Below are 18,072 nucleotides of genomic sequence, written 5' to 3' on the forward strand. Positions count from 1 at the left end.
CCGGAATCTCTGCGCTTAGCGAGCGGCTGCGACCTGCGGCATCGGCTTCAGCACGTTCATCAACGCGCCATAGGGGAGCAGCAGCACCACTCCGACCAGGATCTTGACGACGAGATCGCCGAGCGCCCAGGAAATCCACCGCGGAGCTTCGGCTGCGAAGACGCCGAGGATCGGAGCCGAGGAGATTGCAAAATCCTCGTTCGGGCCGATGAAGGCGAAGATCGGAGCGAAGGCCAGCGAGAAGAAAAGCAGGGTATCGAGTGCGGAGCCGAGGAGGGAGCCGGCCAGCGGCGCACGCCACCAGGTCTGCCGGCGGAGTTGGTTGAAGACCGAGATGTCAAGAAGTTGGCCAATCAGAAAGGCGGTGCCCGATGCGACGGCGATCCGCGAAGGGGCCGCGACAAAGGAAAGCGTCACGCCGACGACGAAGCCCACGAGAACCACACGGCGGGCAACGCCCGCACCGAATTGCCGGTTGGCCAGATCGGTCACAAGGAATGCGACGGGATAGATGAAGGCGCCCCAGGTGAGGAGATCGCCAAGTGCGATGCCCCACAGCGTCCCCATGACAGGGAACTGGACGAGGAAATTGGAGGCGACGACAACGGCCGCCATAAGCAGGGCATAGATAAAGGTGTAGCGGGAGCTCAGCATTTTTTTTATCCTGGGTGATGCCACCAGTTGGAGGGATATGAAGGCAAGAGAAAAGGCTTGTACGGTGCTAGCCGTTCAAGCCTTCCTCAAGCCGGATGATGAAATGGCGAAGCTATTAAGCGGCTTCGGCAGTCTTCTTGGCGATCTGCCGGCGCAGCAGACGAGCGCGCATCGACAGTTCGGTTTCGTCGGACTTGAGCAGGAAGGCGTCAAGGCCGCCGCGATGTTCGACCGAACGCAGGGCATGCGCAGAAACACGCAGGCGGAAGCGCTGGCCGAGAGCGTCGGAGATCAACGTGACCTGGCAAAGGTTCGGCAGGAACCGGCGGCGGGTCTTGTTGTTGGCGTGGCTTACGTTGTTGCCGGTCTGAACGCCCTTGCCGGTCAGTTCGCACACACGAGACATGGATACACCTTTGTTCTTCTGCAATCGGATGGTACTTCCGGACAATGCCCGGCGCGCCGATCCAACTGGTCCTGATTGGAAAGTTGCGGTTCTATAGTCAGTGAGCCCCGTCCAGTCAAGCCAAAACCTTGCCCCGTGCGCAAGAGATTCCATAGGCGCTCGCATAAGGCGGCTATTTTCTTGCCATTATGGCCAGTCTATATGTTCGCGGGACGGCGCTTTCGGCGTCCCCGTCGTTCAGGGCAAATCATGATCCTTCTAGGCCGTTTCAGTGCATCCATACTCATTTTCGGCTTTGGAACCGCCTCGCTCGGCTCGGCCGAGATCCGGCATGTCAGCGAATACGACATCAAGCTCGGCATTCTGCCGATTGCCAGGGCTTCCTTTGCCAGCGAATTCGATGAGAGCGCCTACCGGATCACTGGCACTTTCAAGTCGGCGGGAATCGTCGATATCATCAGCCGAATTTCCGCCGAGACCAGCGTGAACGGACGCATGCTGGACGACAAGCTGCAGGCGGACCGTTACAATCTGGTCTACAGCGCCGGCAAGCGCACCCGCGTCTATGACGTGGAATATCGCAATGGCGACGTAACCGAAACTACGGTCAAGCCGGAGCCGAAACGCAACCCGAAAAACTGGATCCCGGTGACGGATAACGATCTTAGATCCGTGCTCGATCCACTGAGCGGTCTCATCTTTCCGGCCAGTGCCACGGTCTGCCCGAGCCGACTGCCGATCTATGACGGCGAGTCGCGCATGGATCTCGTTTTGACGCCGAAGGGCACCAAACCATTTTCGACCAAAGGGTTCGACGGTGAGGCAATCGTCTGTTCGATCCGTTATGTGCCCAAATCCGGTTTCCGGCGCGGCCGCAGCGATATCGAATATCTGAAGAAGACGCCGATGGAAATCTGGTTTGCCAAGGCACAGTCCGCAAATGTATATGCTCCCGTCTATGCCCGCATCCCGACGAGGATGGGGCAAGTCTACGTGACCGCTGTGAAATACGGCGGCTGAGGTGACGCCCGGCGGCGTCGAGGGGGCAGGAGTGAAAATCCGGGGAACACTGATCGGCTTCGCGGCGATCCTGATGTGGTCGCTTCTTGCCCTGATGACGGCTGCATCCGGCAAGATGCCGCCTTTCCAGCTTTCTGCCGTCACCTTCGCCATCGGCAGCCTGCCCGGCATCGTCCTCTTCATCTTTCGCCCGCAGCGTATCCGGCTGCTCAGGCAATCGCCGAAGGTCTGGATTACAGGGATCGGCGGCCTCTTCGGCTATCACTTTCTCTACTTTACCGCACTCAGGAATGCTCCCGCCGTCGAGGCTGGTCTGATCGCCTACCTCTGGCCGCTTTTCATCGTCGTCGGCTCGGCTTTGCTGCCGGGCGAGAAATTGCGCTGGTATCATCTGGTCGGCGCAATTTCCGGGCTTCTCGGTACGATCACCATCGTTTCCCGCAATGGCCTCTCCTTCGATGGGGCCTATACCCTCGGTTATGGCGCTGCGTTCCTCTGCGCCTTTACCTGGTCCGGTTACTCGCTGTTGACGCGGCGGTTCGATCGGGTATCGACGGATGTGGTGACCGGCTTCTGCCTCGCGACGTCCGCGCTGTCGCTGATCTGCCATCTGGCAATCGAGACGACGGTCTGGCCCGCCAGTACCGGCGAGTGGGCGGCGGTCGTCGGCCTTGGGCTTCTGCCGGTTGGCGCGGCTTTCTATGCTTGGGATTACGGTGTCAAGAACGGCGACATCCAGATCATCGGAGCGGCGAGTTATGCGGCGCCGCTTCTGTCGACGCTGATCCTCGTCGCGTCCGGGTTTGCGGAACCCGACTGGCGCATCGTGGTTGCCTGCCTGCTGATCACGGGCGGAGCGGTGCTGGCGGCGCGCGATATGCTGCGGCCGAAGCCGGTTGGAGAAGCTATTGCTGAATAGGCGTCCCCGGAAGTCCGGGGGCGTTGGGGGGAGAAATGTTCATCTTTTTATCTGGGGTGCTAGCCGCGTCCGTGGCGTCCGCACTTTTCTATTTCCGTTGGCTGGAGAAGCCGGCTGGCCAGTTTCGCGCTGTACTGAAGATGTTTCCGGTCGCACTGCTGGCGGTTTATGCCTTGTCAGCCGGCGGGCCGCTGCTTCTCGTGGCCGCACTTGCTCTGGCGGCCCTCGGCGACGCCTGCCTCGCCTATGACGGGCGATCGCCTTTCCTTGCCGGCCTGGCTGCCTTCCTTGTCTCGCATCTCGCCTTAGTCGTGCTCTTCTGGCCCTCGATCGAACCTTCGCTGATCACCGATAGCGCTTGGCGTTACGCAGCGGCCTGGTTCTTCGTTGTTCTCGCGGCCATGATGCTTCTCCTGCTTTGGCGGCCTGCCGGGCCTCTCGCAGTACCTGTCATGGTCTACGCCGCGGCGATTGTCGCGATGGCGCTCTCCGCGCTTTCGCTGAAGCCAGTCCTTCCCTCTGTTGGAGCAGCGCTTTTCGTCCTGTCGGACGCAGGGCTTGCAATTCAGAGGTTCCTGCTGAAGCCGCACGATCCGGTCACGAAGAGGCTGAAAGGCTTTATCTGGGCCACCTATTACACAGCCCAATTGGTTTACACTCTGGCCTTTACCGGGTTGCCCATTTTCTGAACCAAGGCCTCATATCAGCCCGGCTCCCAGCCGGGTTCGGCCATCTCGAAGCTCGAAAATTCGAAGCCGGGCGCGACGGTGCAGCCGACGAGCGTAAAGCTGCCGAGCGGCTCGGCCGCCTGCCACGCATCCGCCGGCACGACTGCCTGCGGCCGTTCGCCTTTGCCCAGATCGATGCCCAGCGTTACCGACCGTATGCTCGTTCCATCTGAAATCCGCAGCAGCAGCGGATCTCCAGCATAAAAGTGCCAGATCTCGGCGGCATCCCGCACCCGGTGCCAATGGGACCGTTCGCCCGCCTGCAGCAGATAGTAGATCGCCGTCGAATGGCCGCGAGCACCGCCGTCTGAATCGCGGAAGGTCTCCACATACCAGCCGCCCTCCGGATGCTCCCGCATGCCGAGCGCTTCGATGATCTCCGCGGCACCCACCTAGAAATTATCCTTCCGCTTGCGGATTTCGGCAAAGACCTCCTCGTTGCTCTTTCCTTCCATCAGCAGGTTTCTGCGGATGGCCGGATCGGCAGCCCGCAGGAAGGGATTGGTTTCCTTCTCCAGGCCCATCATTGTCGGGATCGTGAATTTGCCGGCGGCCCTCAGTTCTTCGATCTCCCTGGCCCGGGTGCGCAGGCGTGGGTTGTCGGGATCGATGGTCAAGGCGAACTTGGCGTTGGTGAGCGTATATTCATGGCCGAAGTAGATGGCAGTCTCGTCGGGCAGGACGGCAAGCTTCTGAAGCGAATGCCACATATCGGCAGCGGGGCGTTCCAACAGCCTGCCGCAGCCGAGCGCAAAGAGCGTGTCGGCCGCAAAGAGGATCTTGTCGTCGGGAAAATGATAGCAGATGTGGCCGGCCGTATGTCCCGGTGTTTCAAAGACACGCACCAGATGCTCGCCGAAGAGAAATTCGTCGCCGTCCGCCATCGTCTTGTCGAGGCCCGGGATTGCGACCGCCTCGTTGAAAGGGCCGATGATCTCAAGCCCAAATCTTTCTTTCAACGCCAGATTCGCTTCCACATGGTCGGTGTGGTGATGGGTCGTGAAGATGTGGGTGATTTTCCAGCCGCGGCGGGCGGCGGCGTCGAGAATGGGTTTTTCCTCGGGCGCGTCGATCGAAGCCGTGAGACCGCTTTCCGGATCGTGAACCAGAACGCCGTAATTATCGCTTCGGCATGAAAAAACTTCGAGTTCCAGTGGTTTCATACATTGCCCCTATTGCTCAAATCTCTTTGCGGAACAATGTAGAGACTGCGCAACCGAAGTCCAACCGTCATAGGCCAGCATTTTGTCCGTCGACATCGTCGATCTCCGTGAATTCTATCACTCGCCCCTCGGTCGCTTCGCCGAACAGTCGATCGTGATGGCGCTCGCTTCGCTTTGGGCGCGTCTCCCGGAGGAGCGGCTGGTCGGCCTCGGTTACGCGGTTCCCTATCTCGATCGCTTCCGCGCCGATACGGAGCGGACTTTCGCTTTCATGCCGGCGGGGCAGGGCGCGGTGAACTGGCCGGTCGGAGAACTGTCCTCGACGGCGCTGGTCTTTGACGAAGAACTGCCTTTGCCCGATTCATCGATCGACCGCGTTCTTATGGTGCATTCGCTGGAGTTTGCGGAAAATCCGCGGGAGACGCTGAAGGAAGTCTGGCGGGTGTTGGCGCCGGGGGGGCGGCTCGTCATCGTCGTCCCAAACCGGCGCGGCGTCTGGGCGCGCATGGAGCACACCCCGTTCGGATCGGGCAGGCCCTATTCGAGGGGGCAGCTTACCTCGCTGCTGCGCGAGGCGAATTTTACGCCGGGAGCGAGCGCCGAGGCACTGTTCTTTCCGCCGTCCAAGATCGCGACCGTGCTGAGGCTTCGTCACGTGTTTGAGCGCCTGGGCCGGCGCTTCTGGCCGGTCTTCTCCGGGGTCATCGTGCTGGAGGCTCAGAAACGTCTCTATCAGGGACTGCCGGTCGCAGCGCGCGCCTCCCGCCGTGTTTTCGTTCCGGTGCTGGCGCCGCAGGGCGTACCGACGACCAGAACGTGTTAAGGCGTGCCTTGGGCTTCACGGCTTAAGGTCCAAAAGCGCAAGCGGTTGCCCCTCCATCGCGAAGGGTACGGACTCGTGCGTATGAGCAATCTTCCAGCGGCCGTCCTCGCGCGCGAAGGCCACGGTCAGGCGAAACCAGAGGCCGCTTTCTCCCGTGCCGATCTTCCTGCCGGCGAGGCGCGCAAGCGCGCTGCACCATGCAATGTCGCCTCCGACGCGCAGATCGGTATTCCGGATCTCAAACTCCAGTCCACCTTCCCAGGTGTCCAACCATGCCTGCAAACCGGCTCTGTCGTTCCCGATCGTTTCCAGAGGCGCAGCAAGCGAGAATGCGCGGATGTTGGGGGATTCGCAGGCGATGATCGCATCGGCATCCTTGTCACGCAGGGCCTGGGCCCAATCGTCCAACAGCACTCTGATATCGTCATGATCTCCAACGCTCATGTTTTTGCTCCTTGAGGTTTTGGTCTTTGTGGAAGACGTATGGCCGGCGGGCATTTCCGACAACCGGGCATCAAGAAATCGAATGGGTGGCAGAAACCGGCCTCTCTCGACAAAGGCCGTTTTCGGCTTTAATGCCACTGGATCACCCGCCGCGTAAGGCATTCCGAAGAGGTCGATCCGATGAACATCGTCACCAATGAGCCCGTTCCTCGTCCAGGCATTCTGGATATCGCCGCCTATGTGCCCGGCAAGGAACATGCTCCGGGCGTGGCGCGGGTCTTCAAGCTGTCCTCCAACGAGACTCCTCTCGGGCCGAGCCCGAAGGCGATCGAGGCGTTCAAGCAGGCCGCAAGCCATCTCGAGCTTTATCCTGATGGTCAGGCACTGGCGCTGCGCGAGGCGATTGCCTCGGTGCATGGCTTGAATGTCGCCAACATCATGTGCGGCAATGGTTCGGACGAATTGCTCGGCCTGCTCTGCCACGTCTATCTCGCCGCGGGCGATGAGGCGATCATCACCGAGCACGGTTTCCTGGTCTACAAGATCCAGATCATGGGCGCCGGTGCCACTCCTGTGACCGTCAAGGAAAAGGAAGGCACTGTCGATGTCGATGCCATCCTTGCGGCGGTGACGCCGAAGACGAAGATGGTCTTCATTGCCAATCCTGGCAATCCAACCGGGACCTATGTTCCCGTCGCCGATATCCGGCGCCTGCATGCCGGTCTGCCAAAGCACGTCATCCTCGTGCTCGACGCAGCCTATGCCGAATATGTGCGGAAAAACGATTACGAAGCGGGCCTGGAACTGGTTTCGTCCAACCGCAACGTCGTGATGACCCGCACTTTTTCGAAGGTCTATGGCCTTGCCGCGCTCCGTATCGGCTGGATGTACGGTCCTGCCGGCATTCTCGACGCGCTGAACCGCGTTCGCGGCCCGTTCAACATGAATGCGCCGGCGATTGCCGCCGGTGCGGCCGCGATCCGCGACCAGGCCTTCGTAGAACAGGCCGTCGAACACAATCAGTTGTGGCTCGACAAGCTCACGCACGCCTTCGAGGCGCTTGGCCTGAGGGTGACGCCATCCGTCGCCAATTTCGTGCTGATCCATTTCCCCGATATCGACGGCAAGCGTGCAACCGACGCAGACGCCTTCCTGACGAGCCGCGGCTACATTCTCCGCGCGGTGAAAGGATATGGTTTCCCGAACGCGCTGCGCATGACTGTCGGTTCGGAAGAAGCCAATCGCGGCGTTATCGAAACGCTTGGCGAATTCATGGGCCAAGGGCAAGGCAAGAGCGCATGACTGTGCATTTCGACCGGATCGCCCTGATCGGCATCGGCCTCATTGGATCGTCGATCGCACGTGATGTCCGGGAACTGGGCCTGGCAGGCGAGGTGGTCATATCAAGCCGAAGCGGCGAGACGTTGCGGCGGGCCGAGGAATTGAAGCTTGGCAACCGTTATACGGCGTCTGCGGCGGAAGCGGTCCGGGATGCCGACCTGGTGATCGTTTCCGTGCCGGTCGGCGCGTCGGAAGAGGTTGCAAAGCAGATTGCCGCCAATCTCAAACCGGGCGCCATCGTCACGGATGTGGGTTCGACCAAGGCCTCCGTCATTGCACAGATGGCGCCGCACATACCGGAGAACGTGCATTTCATCCCCGGCCATCCGCTCGCCGGAACGGAAAAATCCGGCCCGGATGCGGGTTTTACCGGTCTGTTTCGTGATCGCTGGTGCATCTTTACGCCATTGCCGGGAACGGACCAGGCGGCGCTCGACCGGCTCAAGTCGTTTTGGATGGCGCTTGGCTCGCTGATCGACGAGATGGATGCGCAGCATCACGACAAGGTGCTGGCGATCGTCTCGCACCTGCCGCATATCATCGCCTACAACATCGTCGGGACGGCAGACGATCTCGAGACGGTCACCGAATCGGAAGTGATCAAATATTCCGCCTCCGGCTTCCGCGATTTTACGCGTCTGGCGGCATCCGATCCCACCATGTGGCGCGACGTCTGCCTGCACAACAAGGACGCGATCCTGGAAATGCTGGCGCGGTTTTCGGAGGACCTTGCCTATCTGCAGCGGGCCATTCGCTGGGGAGAGGGTGACAAGCTGTTCGAGCTCTTCACCCGCACCCGCGCCATTCGCCGTTCCATCGTCCAGGCCGGTCAGGATGTGGACGCGCCGGATTTCGGTCGCCACGCGCTCGACCAGAAGAAATAGCCAGTTCAGATCGGCGGAATTTCGCCGATCTGGATAAAGCCGCCGGCAAAGACCTTGCCCCGTTTGATGGTCAGGTCCAGCGAGGCGCTGCGACCCCCGCCGAGCGCGGAGAGCATGTTGGCGGCGGTATCGAGCATCGGTGCTATGTCAGGGAAGGCCTCTGTGAGGCTATTGCGCCATCCGTCGACCTGCTCGATCCGGAATTTCAGCTTGCCCGACAGGTATCCGTCTCCATCGAATGAAAACGGGCCGGAAACCGTGATCACCCGTCCTTGACCGAGATCGGCGGAGAAGCTGCGCAATTCTCCTTCGGTCTCGTAGAGCACGAGCCCGTTCGCGTCGCTGCCGTCGATCATGCCGGCGCGGCCGACCAGCGTCACATCGGCATTCGCAGACAGGCTCGGCAGGATTTGCGGCATGTCCTTGATCGTCGTGTCGGTGTTTTCCAGGGTGATCGCCGCATCGAGATCGCTGCCGTTCTGGCGCAGATGGATCTCCGTATGCGCCGCACTGATATCGACGGCCTGGCCGGTCGCGGAAGAGACGACGCTGGTCCTGGAGTTCTCGATCACCGTCGAGGCGCGTTCCACGCCCCGAAGTTTGGTTACGAGACTCGATTGGAAGTTTTCCCAGTTTGTTGACACCGAAAGGCCATGGCCGGTGCGAATTTCGACGGGCGAATCGAGCTCCCAGACGATATGCCCGGGATTGTAGACCTGGGCGGCGGAGCGCAGCGCGCCGAAATTGGCCGAAATCCCGTTCACCTGATCGTCGACCGAAACCTTGGAGCAGAACAGTCCGATTCGGAAAGGATAGCCCCGGTAGTCGGCTTCACTGCATTCGGCGGCAATACCCTTGTTGCGCTGGCTGCCGAGGAGGGCCAGGGTCTGCTCCTTGAGCACCGAGGCGGCATAGAACCAGCCGGCGGTGTAGAGGGCGATCGCCACCACCACACTGCAGGCGAGTAGCCACAATTTTCCGCTGACGCCGGATCGGCTTGACGCTGCCATGATGTTCTCCAATGGTGCTGGAAATTTGGTGCAGAACGCTTCGGTTGATTTGGTGTGGCGCGGGATATGGACGAATTTTGGGTGTTTGGCTACGGTTCTCTCATGTGGAATCCGGGTTTTGCGTTCGAGGAGCGAGCCGATGCACGCGCTTTCGGCTTTCGTCGTTCCCTTTGCGTCTGGTCCCATGTGCATCGCGGCACACCCGAAAAACCTGGTCTCGTGCTCGGTCTTGATCGCGGCGGTTCATGCCGGGGCGTGGCTTTTCGGGTCAACGACAACGATCGCGCCGATGTGCTGGATTATCTTCGCCGGCGTGAGCTCGTCACCAATGTCTACAAGGAAAGGATCCTGCCGATTTCGCTTTCAGACCAGCGGCAGGTGAAAGCCGTCGGCTATATCGTGGATCGCGAGCATGTCCAGTATGCCGGCGCGCTCAGCATCGATCATGCTGCTAAAATCGTCCGGCATTCCGTCGGCCAGTCGGGTCCAAACGATGCTTATGTCTTCAACACGCTCGACCATCTCAAGCAGATGGGCATCCGGGACCTTTGGCTTGAAGGTGTCGGCGCCTCCATTGCGGCCGGGCTTCAAGCGGCCGTTTGAGACCTCAGTTCGGCAAGCCGCTTCGCCGCTGTCGGCGGCAGCGGCAGATGCGGGTTGGCCTCGACGGTCTCGATCAGCAGCTTGTCGCTTTCCCGCTCCATCGTTTCGATAAGCTTTGCATAGAAGGCATCGGGATCCATGCCGGGCGTGATTGGCGGCAGGATGCGTACCTTGAAACGGCCCGGATATTTCACGAGCTTGCGGCGGCCCCAGAAGAGGCCCCAATGGGCGATCACCGGTACGACCGGAACCTGGATGTCGCGATAGATGCGGGCAATGCCGTAGCGGTATTGCGGCTCCGCGCCCGGTGCGCGCCGCGTTCCTTCCGGATAGATAATCAGCTGGCGGCCGGCCTCCATCTCTTCCTTGGTGCGGACCATGACATCTACCATGACCTTGCCGCGGGCGCCGCGATTGACCGGGATCATCTTCTGTTTCGCCACGTACCAGCCAAACAGCGGGATCCACATCAGCTCCCGCTTGAGGATATAGACCGGGTCGCGCTGGTAGGGCAGCAGCGCAAACGTGTCCCAGGCCGACTGGTGCTTCGGGGCAAAGATGCAGCCCCCTTCGGGAATGTTTTCCATGCCCTCGATTTCGAAGGTCGCGCCGACGATCTTCGCCATCAGCCAGTTGTTGGACCGGGCCCAGGCTTTAGGAATACGATAGGCGGCCTTGCGCGGCAACAGGAAGTAGATCGGGCTCAGCACGATCATTCTTACGATGATGTTTACGTAAAAGGCGGTGTTGAAAAGAACCGAACGCAAAAGCAGCATAAAGACGACTTCCTTCTGGACGCACGTTGCCTACACGAGATCGGTTCTGGAAAAAAGCGCATTGTGCCGACGGCCGGGTGCAGCGGCTTTTCAGGGTTTCGGGCTGCCCGCGGTTTTGGGTGCGTCTTCGGTGCGAAGGCCTGTTCCGCGCTCGATGCCGATCCAGTCACGCATCGTTGACAGGACCACCTTGCCATATTCGGACAGCATGGTGCGCACCACGTCCGGCTCGGTAAACCAGGCTTTGCGGGTGAGGTCCGAGTTGATCACGGGATAAGCAATGAATTCCGTCACCGGGTCGGCGCGGCGCAGTTCATGAAGGCTGCGCAGCATGTGATAGTTGTTGGTGACGACCAGGACCGATTTGTAGCCGTGATCATGGATCCAGCGGGTGATCTCGTTGGCGTTGCCGATCGTGTCGATCGCATCATAGCCGATGTCGACGCAGCAGGAGAAAAGGTCTGGCGATGCCTGCGTGACCTTGCGTATCTGATTGGGCGTCGTGGAGGGATGCGCGCCCGAGATCAGCAGGCGCTGGCCGGCGCCGTCGCGCAGCAGGCCGAGCGCCTGTTCGACGCGAAGATAGCCGCCGGTGAGCACAACGATGGCGTCGGCTTTGACGCCGTCTGGCGTCCTGAGCGAGGTCACCGAATCGGCAAACCAGAGGAAGCCCCCGAAAAGCAGGCCCACCAAGAACACGCAGGACATGATGACGCGGCGGGCAAGCCAGCGCAGCCGGCCCTGGCGTGAAAACAGGCCGCGGGTCAGACGCCGCGGCTTGCGGCCTGCTCCATCGTCGGGTGTCATTTGGGCCGGTGTCATCACTGTCCATAGCCGGAGATTCGTGGCGAGAACAGGGCCACACTATAGGGGGACGATGGCGGCTTCAAGAAGCGGGCAACCCGTCGGAACGAGCCGGGTCGGAACGAATCAGATCGATCTCGTCGATCGTGCGCATGACCGTAAACCGAGCCGTCAGCGTCGTCAGCAGCGCGATGACGATCATCGTTGCGAAGATGCCGACATAGCCGGTCACGCCGATGGTGAAAGTGCCGAACAGCGCCATCGCCTGGTCGCTCTCCGGGGTGGCCAGCGAGTTCGCCTGCCAGATGTTGGCGAGCGCGAAAAGGGCCGCCGCCAGCGCGCCGCCCGCCGCCGAACCCTTGATGCTGATCTTCAAGAAGTGCTTCTGGAATTCGCTCGCCACGAAGGAGCTTTCCGCGCCGACGAAATGCAGCACCTCGACGATATGGCGGTTGCCGGAAAGCGCTCCGCGTGTGGCGAAGATCACCGTGAGGATCATGGCGGTAAAGACGAGCACCAGAACGCCGGTCCCGATCAACACTGTCGTATGAGCCATGGAAACCAGCCGATCCACCCAGGTCCTGTGGTCGTCCAGAAACGCCTGGGGTATCTCCGTCTTCAGAAGATCCCGCATGGCTGCGAAGTCCGGCGGATTTTGCTCGTCGATGGTAATGATCACGAGGCGCGGCACGGGCAGGTCGTCGAGGTTAAGGCCCGCTCCAAGCCATGGTTCCAGAAGGCGTGCGGTGGCGCTGTCGTCCATGATCGTGCCTTCGCGGGTACCGACGAAGGTAAGCGCCAGATCCCTGGCCTTCCTAAGTGCCGCATCCATGTCCAGCCCTTCTTCCGGCTTGATCTGGATGGTGATTTCGCGGGAAATCTGGCTCTGCCAGCTGGCCGCCGTGGCCCTTACCATGCTCACCGCGCCGAGCGTCAGGCAGGCAAGGAAGGCCATGATGGCGATCACCACCATCAGCGCATTGCCCTGGATGTTGGATGGCGGAAGGATTGGTGCGGTGGGCCTGACGCGCATTTCGGCACGCCGCGGTGGCTGCTGGGACGGCTGCGGCGCCTGCTGCTCGGTCGCACGTTTTTTGCTTTTTGCGGCGCGTGCCGCTTCCGGGCGGCTCAGCTCATTCATAAAGGTCAAGCCGCCCTTCGGTGAGGATCATCCGACGCGCATCCACCTGGTCCATCAGGGCCAGATCGTGGGTGGCGATCACCACGGCGGTGCCGAGCCGGTTGAGTTCCAGGAACAGGTTGAGGAGCCGCCGCGCCATCGGCGGGTCGACATTGCCGGTTGGTTCGTCGGCGAGAAGGATTTCTGGGCGGTCCATCAAAGCGCGGGCGATCGCGGCGCGCTGTTTCTCGCCACCGGAGAGCACGGGCGGCAGCACATTGATACGTTCGCCGAGCCCAACCCATTTCAGGAGTTCGATGACATCGTTGCGGTAGGAGCTTTCCTCCTTGCCGCGCACGCGCAGCGGCAGCGCGACGTTCTCGTAAGTCGTGAGATGATCGAGCAGCCGGAAATCTTGGAAGACGATGCCGACGCGCCTGCGCAGCATCGGGAGCTCGTTGCGGGGAATCTGAGACAGGTCACGGTCGAACATGCGAATGATGCCGCGCGTCGGGTGCAGCGACATGAAGAGCAGGCGCAACAGCGTCGTCTTTCCGGCCCCCGACGGTCCCGTCAGGAACTGGAACGATCGCTTCGGGATATCGAAGGTCATATCGCGGAGGATCTCCGGGCCCATCCCGTAGCGCAGGCCGACATTTTCGAAATGGATCAACGGATGACCAGTCCTTACTCTTCAAGACTTTCCGGTGCCGTTATCTCTTTAACGATCCGAGTAAACGAACGGTAAATCGCGCGCGGAAAAGGGCTAATTTCGGGCCGCATTTGCGAAGCATTAACCATTTGAATTTACGACTGAGCGGGATTCGTTTCAATGCCCGCCGTCCTCAACACCGGGGATAACGGGCCGAAGAGGCCCCCAATGAGCACGTTTCGCAGCCAGCAGGGCAAAACCGTCATCCGAATGGACATCCTGCCGCCGGAGCCGATCGGCCCGAATGGGCGTGTGGCTCATCCGCGCGGCGAGGTGGTCGACGCCCAGTTCGTCACCGTCGGCAATGCTGCCCGACGCGCGGCAAAGCCACGCTCCCACAACGACAACCATCATGCGCGTACTTTCTCCCGTTCGGAGGAGCCGGCATTCATCGAGCGGATCGTCGCGAGCGGCGAGCGTGCCCTGATGCGGCTTTCTGCCGATTTCTTCGCCGCGGTGGTTGCGGCCGTCTTCGTTGCGGTCTTCAGTTTTACAGGCGGGTTCTCGTTTCTCTTCAGCGGTTCGGCCGCGGCGGAAGCGGGAACTTCGCTGGACATAACGCATGTGACGATGACACCTCAGGATGCCAACGGCATGCGCGTGCTGCTGATCAACGGTATCGTCGAGAACCGTAGTGGCGGCAGCGTTGCCATGCCGTCCATCCGCGCCGATCTGTTGTCCGGCCAGGAGGTTATTGCGAGTACGCTGATTTCGCCGCCGTCCTTTGCCATTGCCGGCGGCCGCAGCCGCGGGTTCTCCGCACGGGTGCCCCATCCCGGTGGAAAACTGCCGGACTTGCGGCTTTCCCTCGCGGGCAAGGGCGCCTAAGCCTTTCTCTTCTGTTGTCGACTGTGCTATCGCACATTTTTACGGACACGCAGGAGAACCTCATGCCCGTCGTGCGCGGCAAGGTCATTGAGCCGCTTTTTACCGCAGAGCAGATAGCCGAACGCAACCGGGCGATGGCAGCGGACATTGCCGCCGGTCCGACCAAGGATCTGCTCGTCATCGCCATCCTCAAGGGCTCATTCATCTTTGCCGCCGACTTGTTGCGCGCACTGCATGATACCGGCCTTGCGCCGGAGGTCGAGTTCATCACGCTTTCGAGCTACGGTACCGGAACCGTTTCGCAGGGCGTGCGCATCGTCAAGGATATCGACAGCGACGTGAAGGATCGCGACGTTCTCCTGATCGACGATATCCTGGAATCCGGCCGTACGCTGAAATTCGCAAAGGAAATCCTTTACGAGCGCGGTGCACGCCATGTTTCGGTCGCCGTGCTGCTCGACAAGCACGTTAAGCGCAAGGAGCAGCTCGAGGCGGACTATGTCGGTTTTGAATGCCCGGATTACTTCGTCGTCGGTTATGGCATGGACGTGGCCTATGCCTTCCGCGAGCTTCCCTTCGTCGGCGTCGTCACCGGAGACGCCTGACCGCCGGTGTCAAGGTGTTAACCATGCCGGCCTCGCAAGGGCCGGCGTTTACTCCTCGACAAGAAAACTCTGATGATTTGCTCCCGATATGAAACAGACAGGGAGCGATGATCGCTATGGCAAAAATCCTGATTACCGAGGATGAGGATTCGCTTCGCAGCTTCGTTGCACGCGCGCTCCGCCTGGACGGCCATGAGACGCACGAGGCCGGCGACGGCGCAGAAGGCCTCGAAAAGCTCGCCCAGGGCCCGTTCGATCTGCTTCTTTCCGATATCCGCATGCCGGTCATGGACGGCATCGAACTGGCCCACCAGGCTTCCGAACAGTTTCCGGGGCTCAAGATCCTGCTGATGACAGGTTATGCCGAGCAGCGTGAACGCGCCGACGACCTCGCAACCAAGATTGTCGACGTGGTGCAGAAGCCATTCGCGCTTCCGGACATCCGCAGGGCGGTTGCCATGGCTCTCTCGGAGGAAAACCCACGCGCCGCCTGATCGATCATCGATCAGCGGATATCCAGGAGACGCTCCAGATATTGCCGCTCGGCCTCGCCTGACAGCGCATTGCCGAGTTTTTCACGGATGGTTTCGAGGATTTCCCGTGCCCGCTGCACGTCGATTTCATCGGGCACCTTCACCTGCTCACCGAAGTCAGGCCCTGATGTGGCGCGGGGCCGGCCGAGCGGGTCACGGCCGTTCTGCCCCCCCTGGTTGGCCATTCCCTCGCCGGGGCCTTCGCGGCCCTGACCCTGGCCTTGACCCTGCTGCTGCATGGCCTGCATCATCTGCTGCATCATGTTCTGCGCGCCCTGACGCAGCGCGCTGAGCGCATTGCCCTGGCCTTCCACGGCCTGTTCGCCCTGGCCTTCGCCGAGCGCCTTGCCGGCATTGCCCATTTCGCGCTGCGCATCTCCAAAACCCTGGCCAGGCTGCATGCCGAGTTCCTTCAGGCCTTTCTGCAGCTCTTCGAGCTTCTTGCCGAGACCTTCCTGCTGGGCGCGTAGGTTCTTCAATGCCTCGCGAAGCTGTTCGGCGGTCATCTGGTCGGTGTTCTGCTGGCCCTGTTGTCCTTGTTGACCCTGCTGCTGCTGGCCTTGCTGCTGCTGGCCCTGCTGCCGCTGACCCTGCTGGTTCTGTTCATAGGGCCGTTCATTCGGATCGCCGCGCTGCATGCGGTCCCGCAGCGCCTGGTCCAGCTTGAAGGTCTGATCCATCAGCCGTTGCTGTTCCTGCATGATCTCGCCAAGCTTGTCGATCTGCTGGCGCATCTGGCTGTTCTGCTGCTGTCCCTGCTGGCCGCGCTGCATCCGCCCGGCCTGGAGGTTGTTCATCATGCGCTGCAGCTCGTTGAGCATCTGCTGTGCCGCGTCGCGGTTGCCGGACCGGGCGAGATTTTCGATCTGGTCCATCATGTTCTGCAGGTCACGTTGGCGAATGACATTCTGGGCCTGCATGTTGTTGGGCGCCTGCGGGGCGTTCTGCATCCGCTGCGCCAGTTCGTTCATGAACTGTTGCATGGCTTCGCGCAGTTCCTGCATCAGCCGCGCAATCTCCTGGTCGGAAGCCTTGTTTTCCAGAGCTTCTGCCAGATTGCGCTGCGCATCCCGCAAACGCCGCTCGGCAAGCGAAAGATCGCCGTCCTCGATGCCGAGTGCGATTTCCCAGAGATAGTCGGCCGTGTCCTTAAGCTGCTCGTTGGTGCGCGAAAGCTTCATGCGCTCGAGCGCCGAGCGGATCAGCAGGAAGTGGCCGAGCTTTGGTATGGTCTCGTCGGGACGGATCGCCAAGGCTTCGTTGAGCGTGATCGCGCGCGGCATCTGGCGGGTGTCGAGCGCAAAGACCTGACGCTCCTCCGCAACAGCCGCCGCAAGCAGTTCGGAGAAGCCGCGGGATGGCAGCACCATCTCGTGGGAGGGGCTGTGCCCGGTCTGACCGGCGCCATCCTTGGCGACCAGCGTGATCTTTACGCGCTTGCCGGCCAGCGGGTGTTCGACGAGATTGCGGCTCGTGAGGCCCTTAACCTCCCGGCCGTTCTGGCGCGGCATGTCGAGCCGGTATTCCGGCGGCGGATAAAGCGGAGTGGCGCCTGGATCGCGATCCTCGACGGGCTCGATCAAGGCATGCGCTTCGCGGATGCCGTAGTCATCCTTGCCGGTGAAGCCGATTTCAAGCGCGCCGTTAACGGAGCGCCGCGGCTGGCCATCGAAGGCGATTTCCGGCGCCCGGTCGGGAACGACATCGAAGGCCCAGGTCTGGCCGTTTACCGTAAGGCTGCCGCTTTCGGCGACATTGAGCGTATATGTGCGGGGCGGCAGCGGCTGGTCGGCCTGCTGCGGTGCTGCAGTCTGAGGTCTCTCAGCTGTCTGTGCCGCGGTCTGCGCAGGCTGCTGCGCCGCCTTTTCCGCGGCTTTCTTGGCTTCCTCGGTAATCAAAGTGACCGGGTCTTCACCGGTTTTCGGTGCGAAGACCACGGCTTCGCCCCCTTCGCCACCGGTCACGCGAACCGTGAGCGCAGAATTCTCGGGTATGGATACGGTGACTGCTTTGGCCATCGCCTGTTGGCCGGTCAGGAAAACCGGAGCGCGGCCCGTATAGGACGGCGGCGTCAGCCATGCGTCGATGCGCAGGTCCGGATTGATGCTGGGGGCAGGCGGTGCCGGGCGGAAGGCATCAACGGGCGAGCCACCGCCGTTCGAAAACGAATAACCAAGCGCGATTGCGACGACGAGCGCCGGGATTGCGCGCAGGGCCAGCCGATCATGTCTGGCGATGTCCGGCTGCGGTAGGCCGGCATCGAGTTCGGCGATGCGTTTGGCCATGCGGAGCTGGTGCTCCTTCCACAGAGCACGGGCGAAGGGCGTTTCGAAGGCCGGTTCGTCTTCCTGCACGGCGACCGGCTGGTGAGGAAGGTTGTTGCGGTCTTCGAGCAGCCGATCGGCATCCTCGGCTGCCGGCCAGCGCAATCGGCCGAAGGGCAGAAGGGAATATACAAAGGTTAGGGCAAAGCCGCCGACCAACACCCACCGCAGCCAATCAGGCGCTATGCGGAAAATGCTGAACCACGCGGCCGAAAGAAATAGAGCCACGATGCCCAAGGGGGCCAGCAGAAGTGGCAAAATCCGCTCGAAAAACAGGACGATCCGCGCAAACGACCGTTTCAGCGCGACGCGACGCGCAAGCTCGGGATGCGACTCGAAGGCACCTTTGCGGATAAGGCTCATGCGGTCCGTCTC

Annotated in this window: 21 protein-coding genes; 10 read left to right on the forward strand and 11 right to left on the reverse strand. The window is 61.3% G+C overall.

What is annotated here, in order from left to right; all coding sequences use genetic code 11:
* Positions 1 to 15: 15 nt before the first annotated feature.
* Positions 16 to 654, reverse strand: coding sequence for a VUT family protein (locus EDE09_RS13165; protein WP_132410902.1), 639 nt, complete (start codon positions 652 to 654; stop codon positions 16 to 18).
* Positions 655 to 769: 115 nt separating this feature from the next.
* Complete coding sequence (rpmB, locus tag EDE09_RS13170; RefSeq protein WP_105372695.1) at positions 770 to 1,060, reverse strand: 50S ribosomal protein L28; 291 nt, start codon at positions 1,058 to 1,060, stop codon at positions 770 to 772.
* Positions 1,061 to 1,309: 249 nt separating this feature from the next.
* Between rpmB and EDE09_RS13175 the strand changes: the two genes are divergently transcribed.
* Genes EDE09_RS13175 through EDE09_RS13185 form a run of 3 tightly spaced genes read left to right on the forward strand, consistent with a single transcriptional unit; the run spans position 1,310 to position 3,688 of the window.
* Positions 1,310 to 2,080 (forward strand): DUF3108 domain-containing protein, encoded by a 771-nt coding sequence (locus EDE09_RS13175; protein ID WP_105372694.1) that lies wholly within the window; start codon positions 1,310 to 1,312, stop codon positions 2,078 to 2,080.
* A 31-nt stretch (positions 2,081 to 2,111) separates the two neighbouring features.
* Positions 2,112 to 2,999 (forward strand): EamA family transporter, encoded by an 888-nt coding sequence (locus EDE09_RS13180; protein ID WP_105372775.1) that lies wholly within the window; start codon positions 2,112 to 2,114, stop codon positions 2,997 to 2,999.
* Positions 3,000 to 3,034: 35 nt separating this feature from the next.
* Positions 3,035 to 3,688, forward strand: a complete 654-nt coding sequence (locus EDE09_RS13185; RefSeq protein WP_132410904.1) for a lysoplasmalogenase family protein — start codon at positions 3,035 to 3,037, stop codon at positions 3,686 to 3,688.
* A gap of 14 nt (positions 3,689 to 3,702) precedes the next feature.
* On the opposite strand, the gene EDE09_RS13190 is transcribed toward EDE09_RS13185, so the two are convergent.
* Both EDE09_RS13190 and gloB read right to left on the reverse strand, forming a co-directional pair.
* A complete protein-coding gene (locus EDE09_RS13190) occupies positions 3,703 to 4,119 on the reverse strand; it encodes a cupin domain-containing protein (protein ID WP_105372692.1) in 417 nt (138 codons plus the stop codon).
* The gene (gene gloB / locus EDE09_RS13195) at positions 4,120 to 4,890 is read right to left on the reverse strand and encodes a hydroxyacylglutathione hydrolase (RefSeq protein WP_132410906.1); all 771 of its coding nucleotides are present in this window, start codon (positions 4,888 to 4,890) and stop codon (positions 4,120 to 4,122) included.
* An 82-nt stretch (positions 4,891 to 4,972) separates the two neighbouring features.
* Here gloB and EDE09_RS13200 point away from each other — a divergent pair, with 82 nt between their 5' ends.
* Positions 4,973 to 5,713: a class I SAM-dependent methyltransferase gene (locus tag EDE09_RS13200; protein WP_105372690.1), complete on the forward strand. Its 741-nt coding sequence runs from the start codon at positions 4,973 to 4,975 to the stop codon at positions 5,711 to 5,713.
* Between the two features lie 15 nt (positions 5,714 to 5,728).
* On the opposite strand, the gene EDE09_RS28170 is transcribed toward EDE09_RS13200, so the two are convergent.
* Entirely contained in the window at positions 5,729 to 6,157 is a 429-nt protein-coding gene (locus EDE09_RS28170) for a nuclear transport factor 2 family protein (protein WP_157949049.1), read from the reverse strand.
* 180 nt (positions 6,158 to 6,337) lie between these two features.
* Here EDE09_RS28170 and hisC point away from each other — a divergent pair, with 180 nt between their 5' ends.
* Together hisC and EDE09_RS13215 are read left to right on the forward strand one after the other, a co-directional pair.
* On the forward strand, positions 6,338 to 7,459 hold the full coding sequence (gene hisC, locus EDE09_RS13210; protein WP_132410908.1) for a histidinol-phosphate transaminase: 1,122 nt from the start codon (positions 6,338 to 6,340) through the stop codon (positions 7,457 to 7,459).
* A complete protein-coding gene (locus EDE09_RS13215) occupies positions 7,456 to 8,382 on the forward strand; it encodes a prephenate/arogenate dehydrogenase family protein (RefSeq protein ID WP_105372688.1) in 927 nt (308 codons plus the stop codon). Before hisC ends, EDE09_RS13215 begins: the two co-directional genes overlap by 4 nt.
* A gap of 5 nt (positions 8,383 to 8,387) precedes the next feature.
* On the opposite strand, the gene EDE09_RS13220 is transcribed toward EDE09_RS13215, so the two are convergent.
* Entirely contained in the window at positions 8,388 to 9,392 is a 1,005-nt protein-coding gene (locus tag EDE09_RS13220) for a DUF2125 domain-containing protein (protein WP_105372687.1), read from the reverse strand.
* Positions 9,393 to 9,446: 54 nt separating this feature from the next.
* Between EDE09_RS13220 and EDE09_RS13225 the strand changes: the two genes are divergently transcribed.
* Positions 9,447 to 9,995: a gamma-glutamylcyclotransferase gene (locus EDE09_RS13225; protein WP_105372686.1), complete on the forward strand. Its 549-nt coding sequence runs from the start codon at positions 9,447 to 9,449 to the stop codon at positions 9,993 to 9,995.
* Here EDE09_RS13225 and EDE09_RS13230 read toward each other — a convergent pair.
* The 4 genes from EDE09_RS13230 to ftsE all read right to left on the reverse strand — a co-directional run bounded on the left by EDE09_RS13230 (position 9,980) and on the right by ftsE (position 13,368).
* Positions 9,980 to 10,771 carry a 1-acyl-sn-glycerol-3-phosphate acyltransferase gene (locus EDE09_RS13230; RefSeq protein ID WP_105372685.1) on the reverse strand — a complete coding sequence of 264 codons (792 nt, stop codon included), beginning with the start codon at positions 10,769 to 10,771 and terminating at the stop codon, positions 9,980 to 9,982. The two genes, EDE09_RS13225 and EDE09_RS13230, sit on opposite strands and share 16 nt — an antisense overlap.
* A 90-nt stretch (positions 10,772 to 10,861) precedes the next feature.
* Positions 10,862 to 11,593 (reverse strand): YdcF family protein, encoded by a 732-nt coding sequence (locus tag EDE09_RS13235; RefSeq protein WP_105372684.1) that lies wholly within the window; start codon positions 11,591 to 11,593, stop codon positions 10,862 to 10,864.
* Positions 11,594 to 11,657: 64 nt separating this feature from the next.
* A complete protein-coding gene (locus tag EDE09_RS13240; RefSeq protein ID WP_162712178.1) occupies positions 11,658 to 12,608 on the reverse strand; it encodes an ABC transporter permease in 951 nt (316 codons plus the stop codon).
* Positions 12,609 to 12,708: 100 nt separating this feature from the next.
* Positions 12,709 to 13,368 (reverse strand): cell division ATP-binding protein FtsE, encoded by a 660-nt coding sequence (ftsE, locus tag EDE09_RS13245; RefSeq protein WP_105372682.1) that lies wholly within the window; start codon positions 13,366 to 13,368, stop codon positions 12,709 to 12,711.
* Between the two features lie 207 nt (positions 13,369 to 13,575).
* Here ftsE and EDE09_RS13250 point away from each other — a divergent pair, with 207 nt between their 5' ends.
* From EDE09_RS13250 to EDE09_RS13260, 3 genes are all read left to right on the forward strand, one after another.
* Positions 13,576 to 14,235, forward strand: coding sequence for a hypothetical protein (locus tag EDE09_RS13250; RefSeq protein ID WP_132410910.1), 660 nt, complete (start codon positions 13,576 to 13,578; stop codon positions 14,233 to 14,235).
* Between the two features lie 62 nt (positions 14,236 to 14,297).
* The gene (gene hpt, locus EDE09_RS13255; RefSeq protein ID WP_105372681.1) at positions 14,298 to 14,840 is read left to right on the forward strand and encodes a hypoxanthine phosphoribosyltransferase; all 543 of its coding nucleotides are present in this window, start codon (positions 14,298 to 14,300) and stop codon (positions 14,838 to 14,840) included.
* A 116-nt stretch (positions 14,841 to 14,956) separates the two neighbouring features.
* Complete coding sequence (locus EDE09_RS13260) at positions 14,957 to 15,334, forward strand: response regulator (RefSeq protein WP_105372772.1); 378 nt, start codon at positions 14,957 to 14,959, stop codon at positions 15,332 to 15,334.
* A gap of 11 nt (positions 15,335 to 15,345) precedes the next feature.
* Here EDE09_RS13260 and EDE09_RS13265 read toward each other — a convergent pair whose 3' ends face one another.
* The gene (locus EDE09_RS13265; RefSeq protein WP_105372680.1) at positions 15,346 to 18,060 is read right to left on the reverse strand and encodes a TIGR02302 family protein; all 2,715 of its coding nucleotides are present in this window, start codon (positions 18,058 to 18,060) and stop codon (positions 15,346 to 15,348) included.
* Between the last annotated feature and the right edge of the window lie 12 nt (positions 18,061 to 18,072).

The sequence above is a fragment of the Neorhizobium sp. S3-V5DH genome (assembly GCF_004343065.1).
GTDB classification, from domain to species: domain Bacteria; phylum Pseudomonadota; class Alphaproteobacteria; order Rhizobiales; family Rhizobiaceae; genus Neorhizobium; species Neorhizobium huautlense.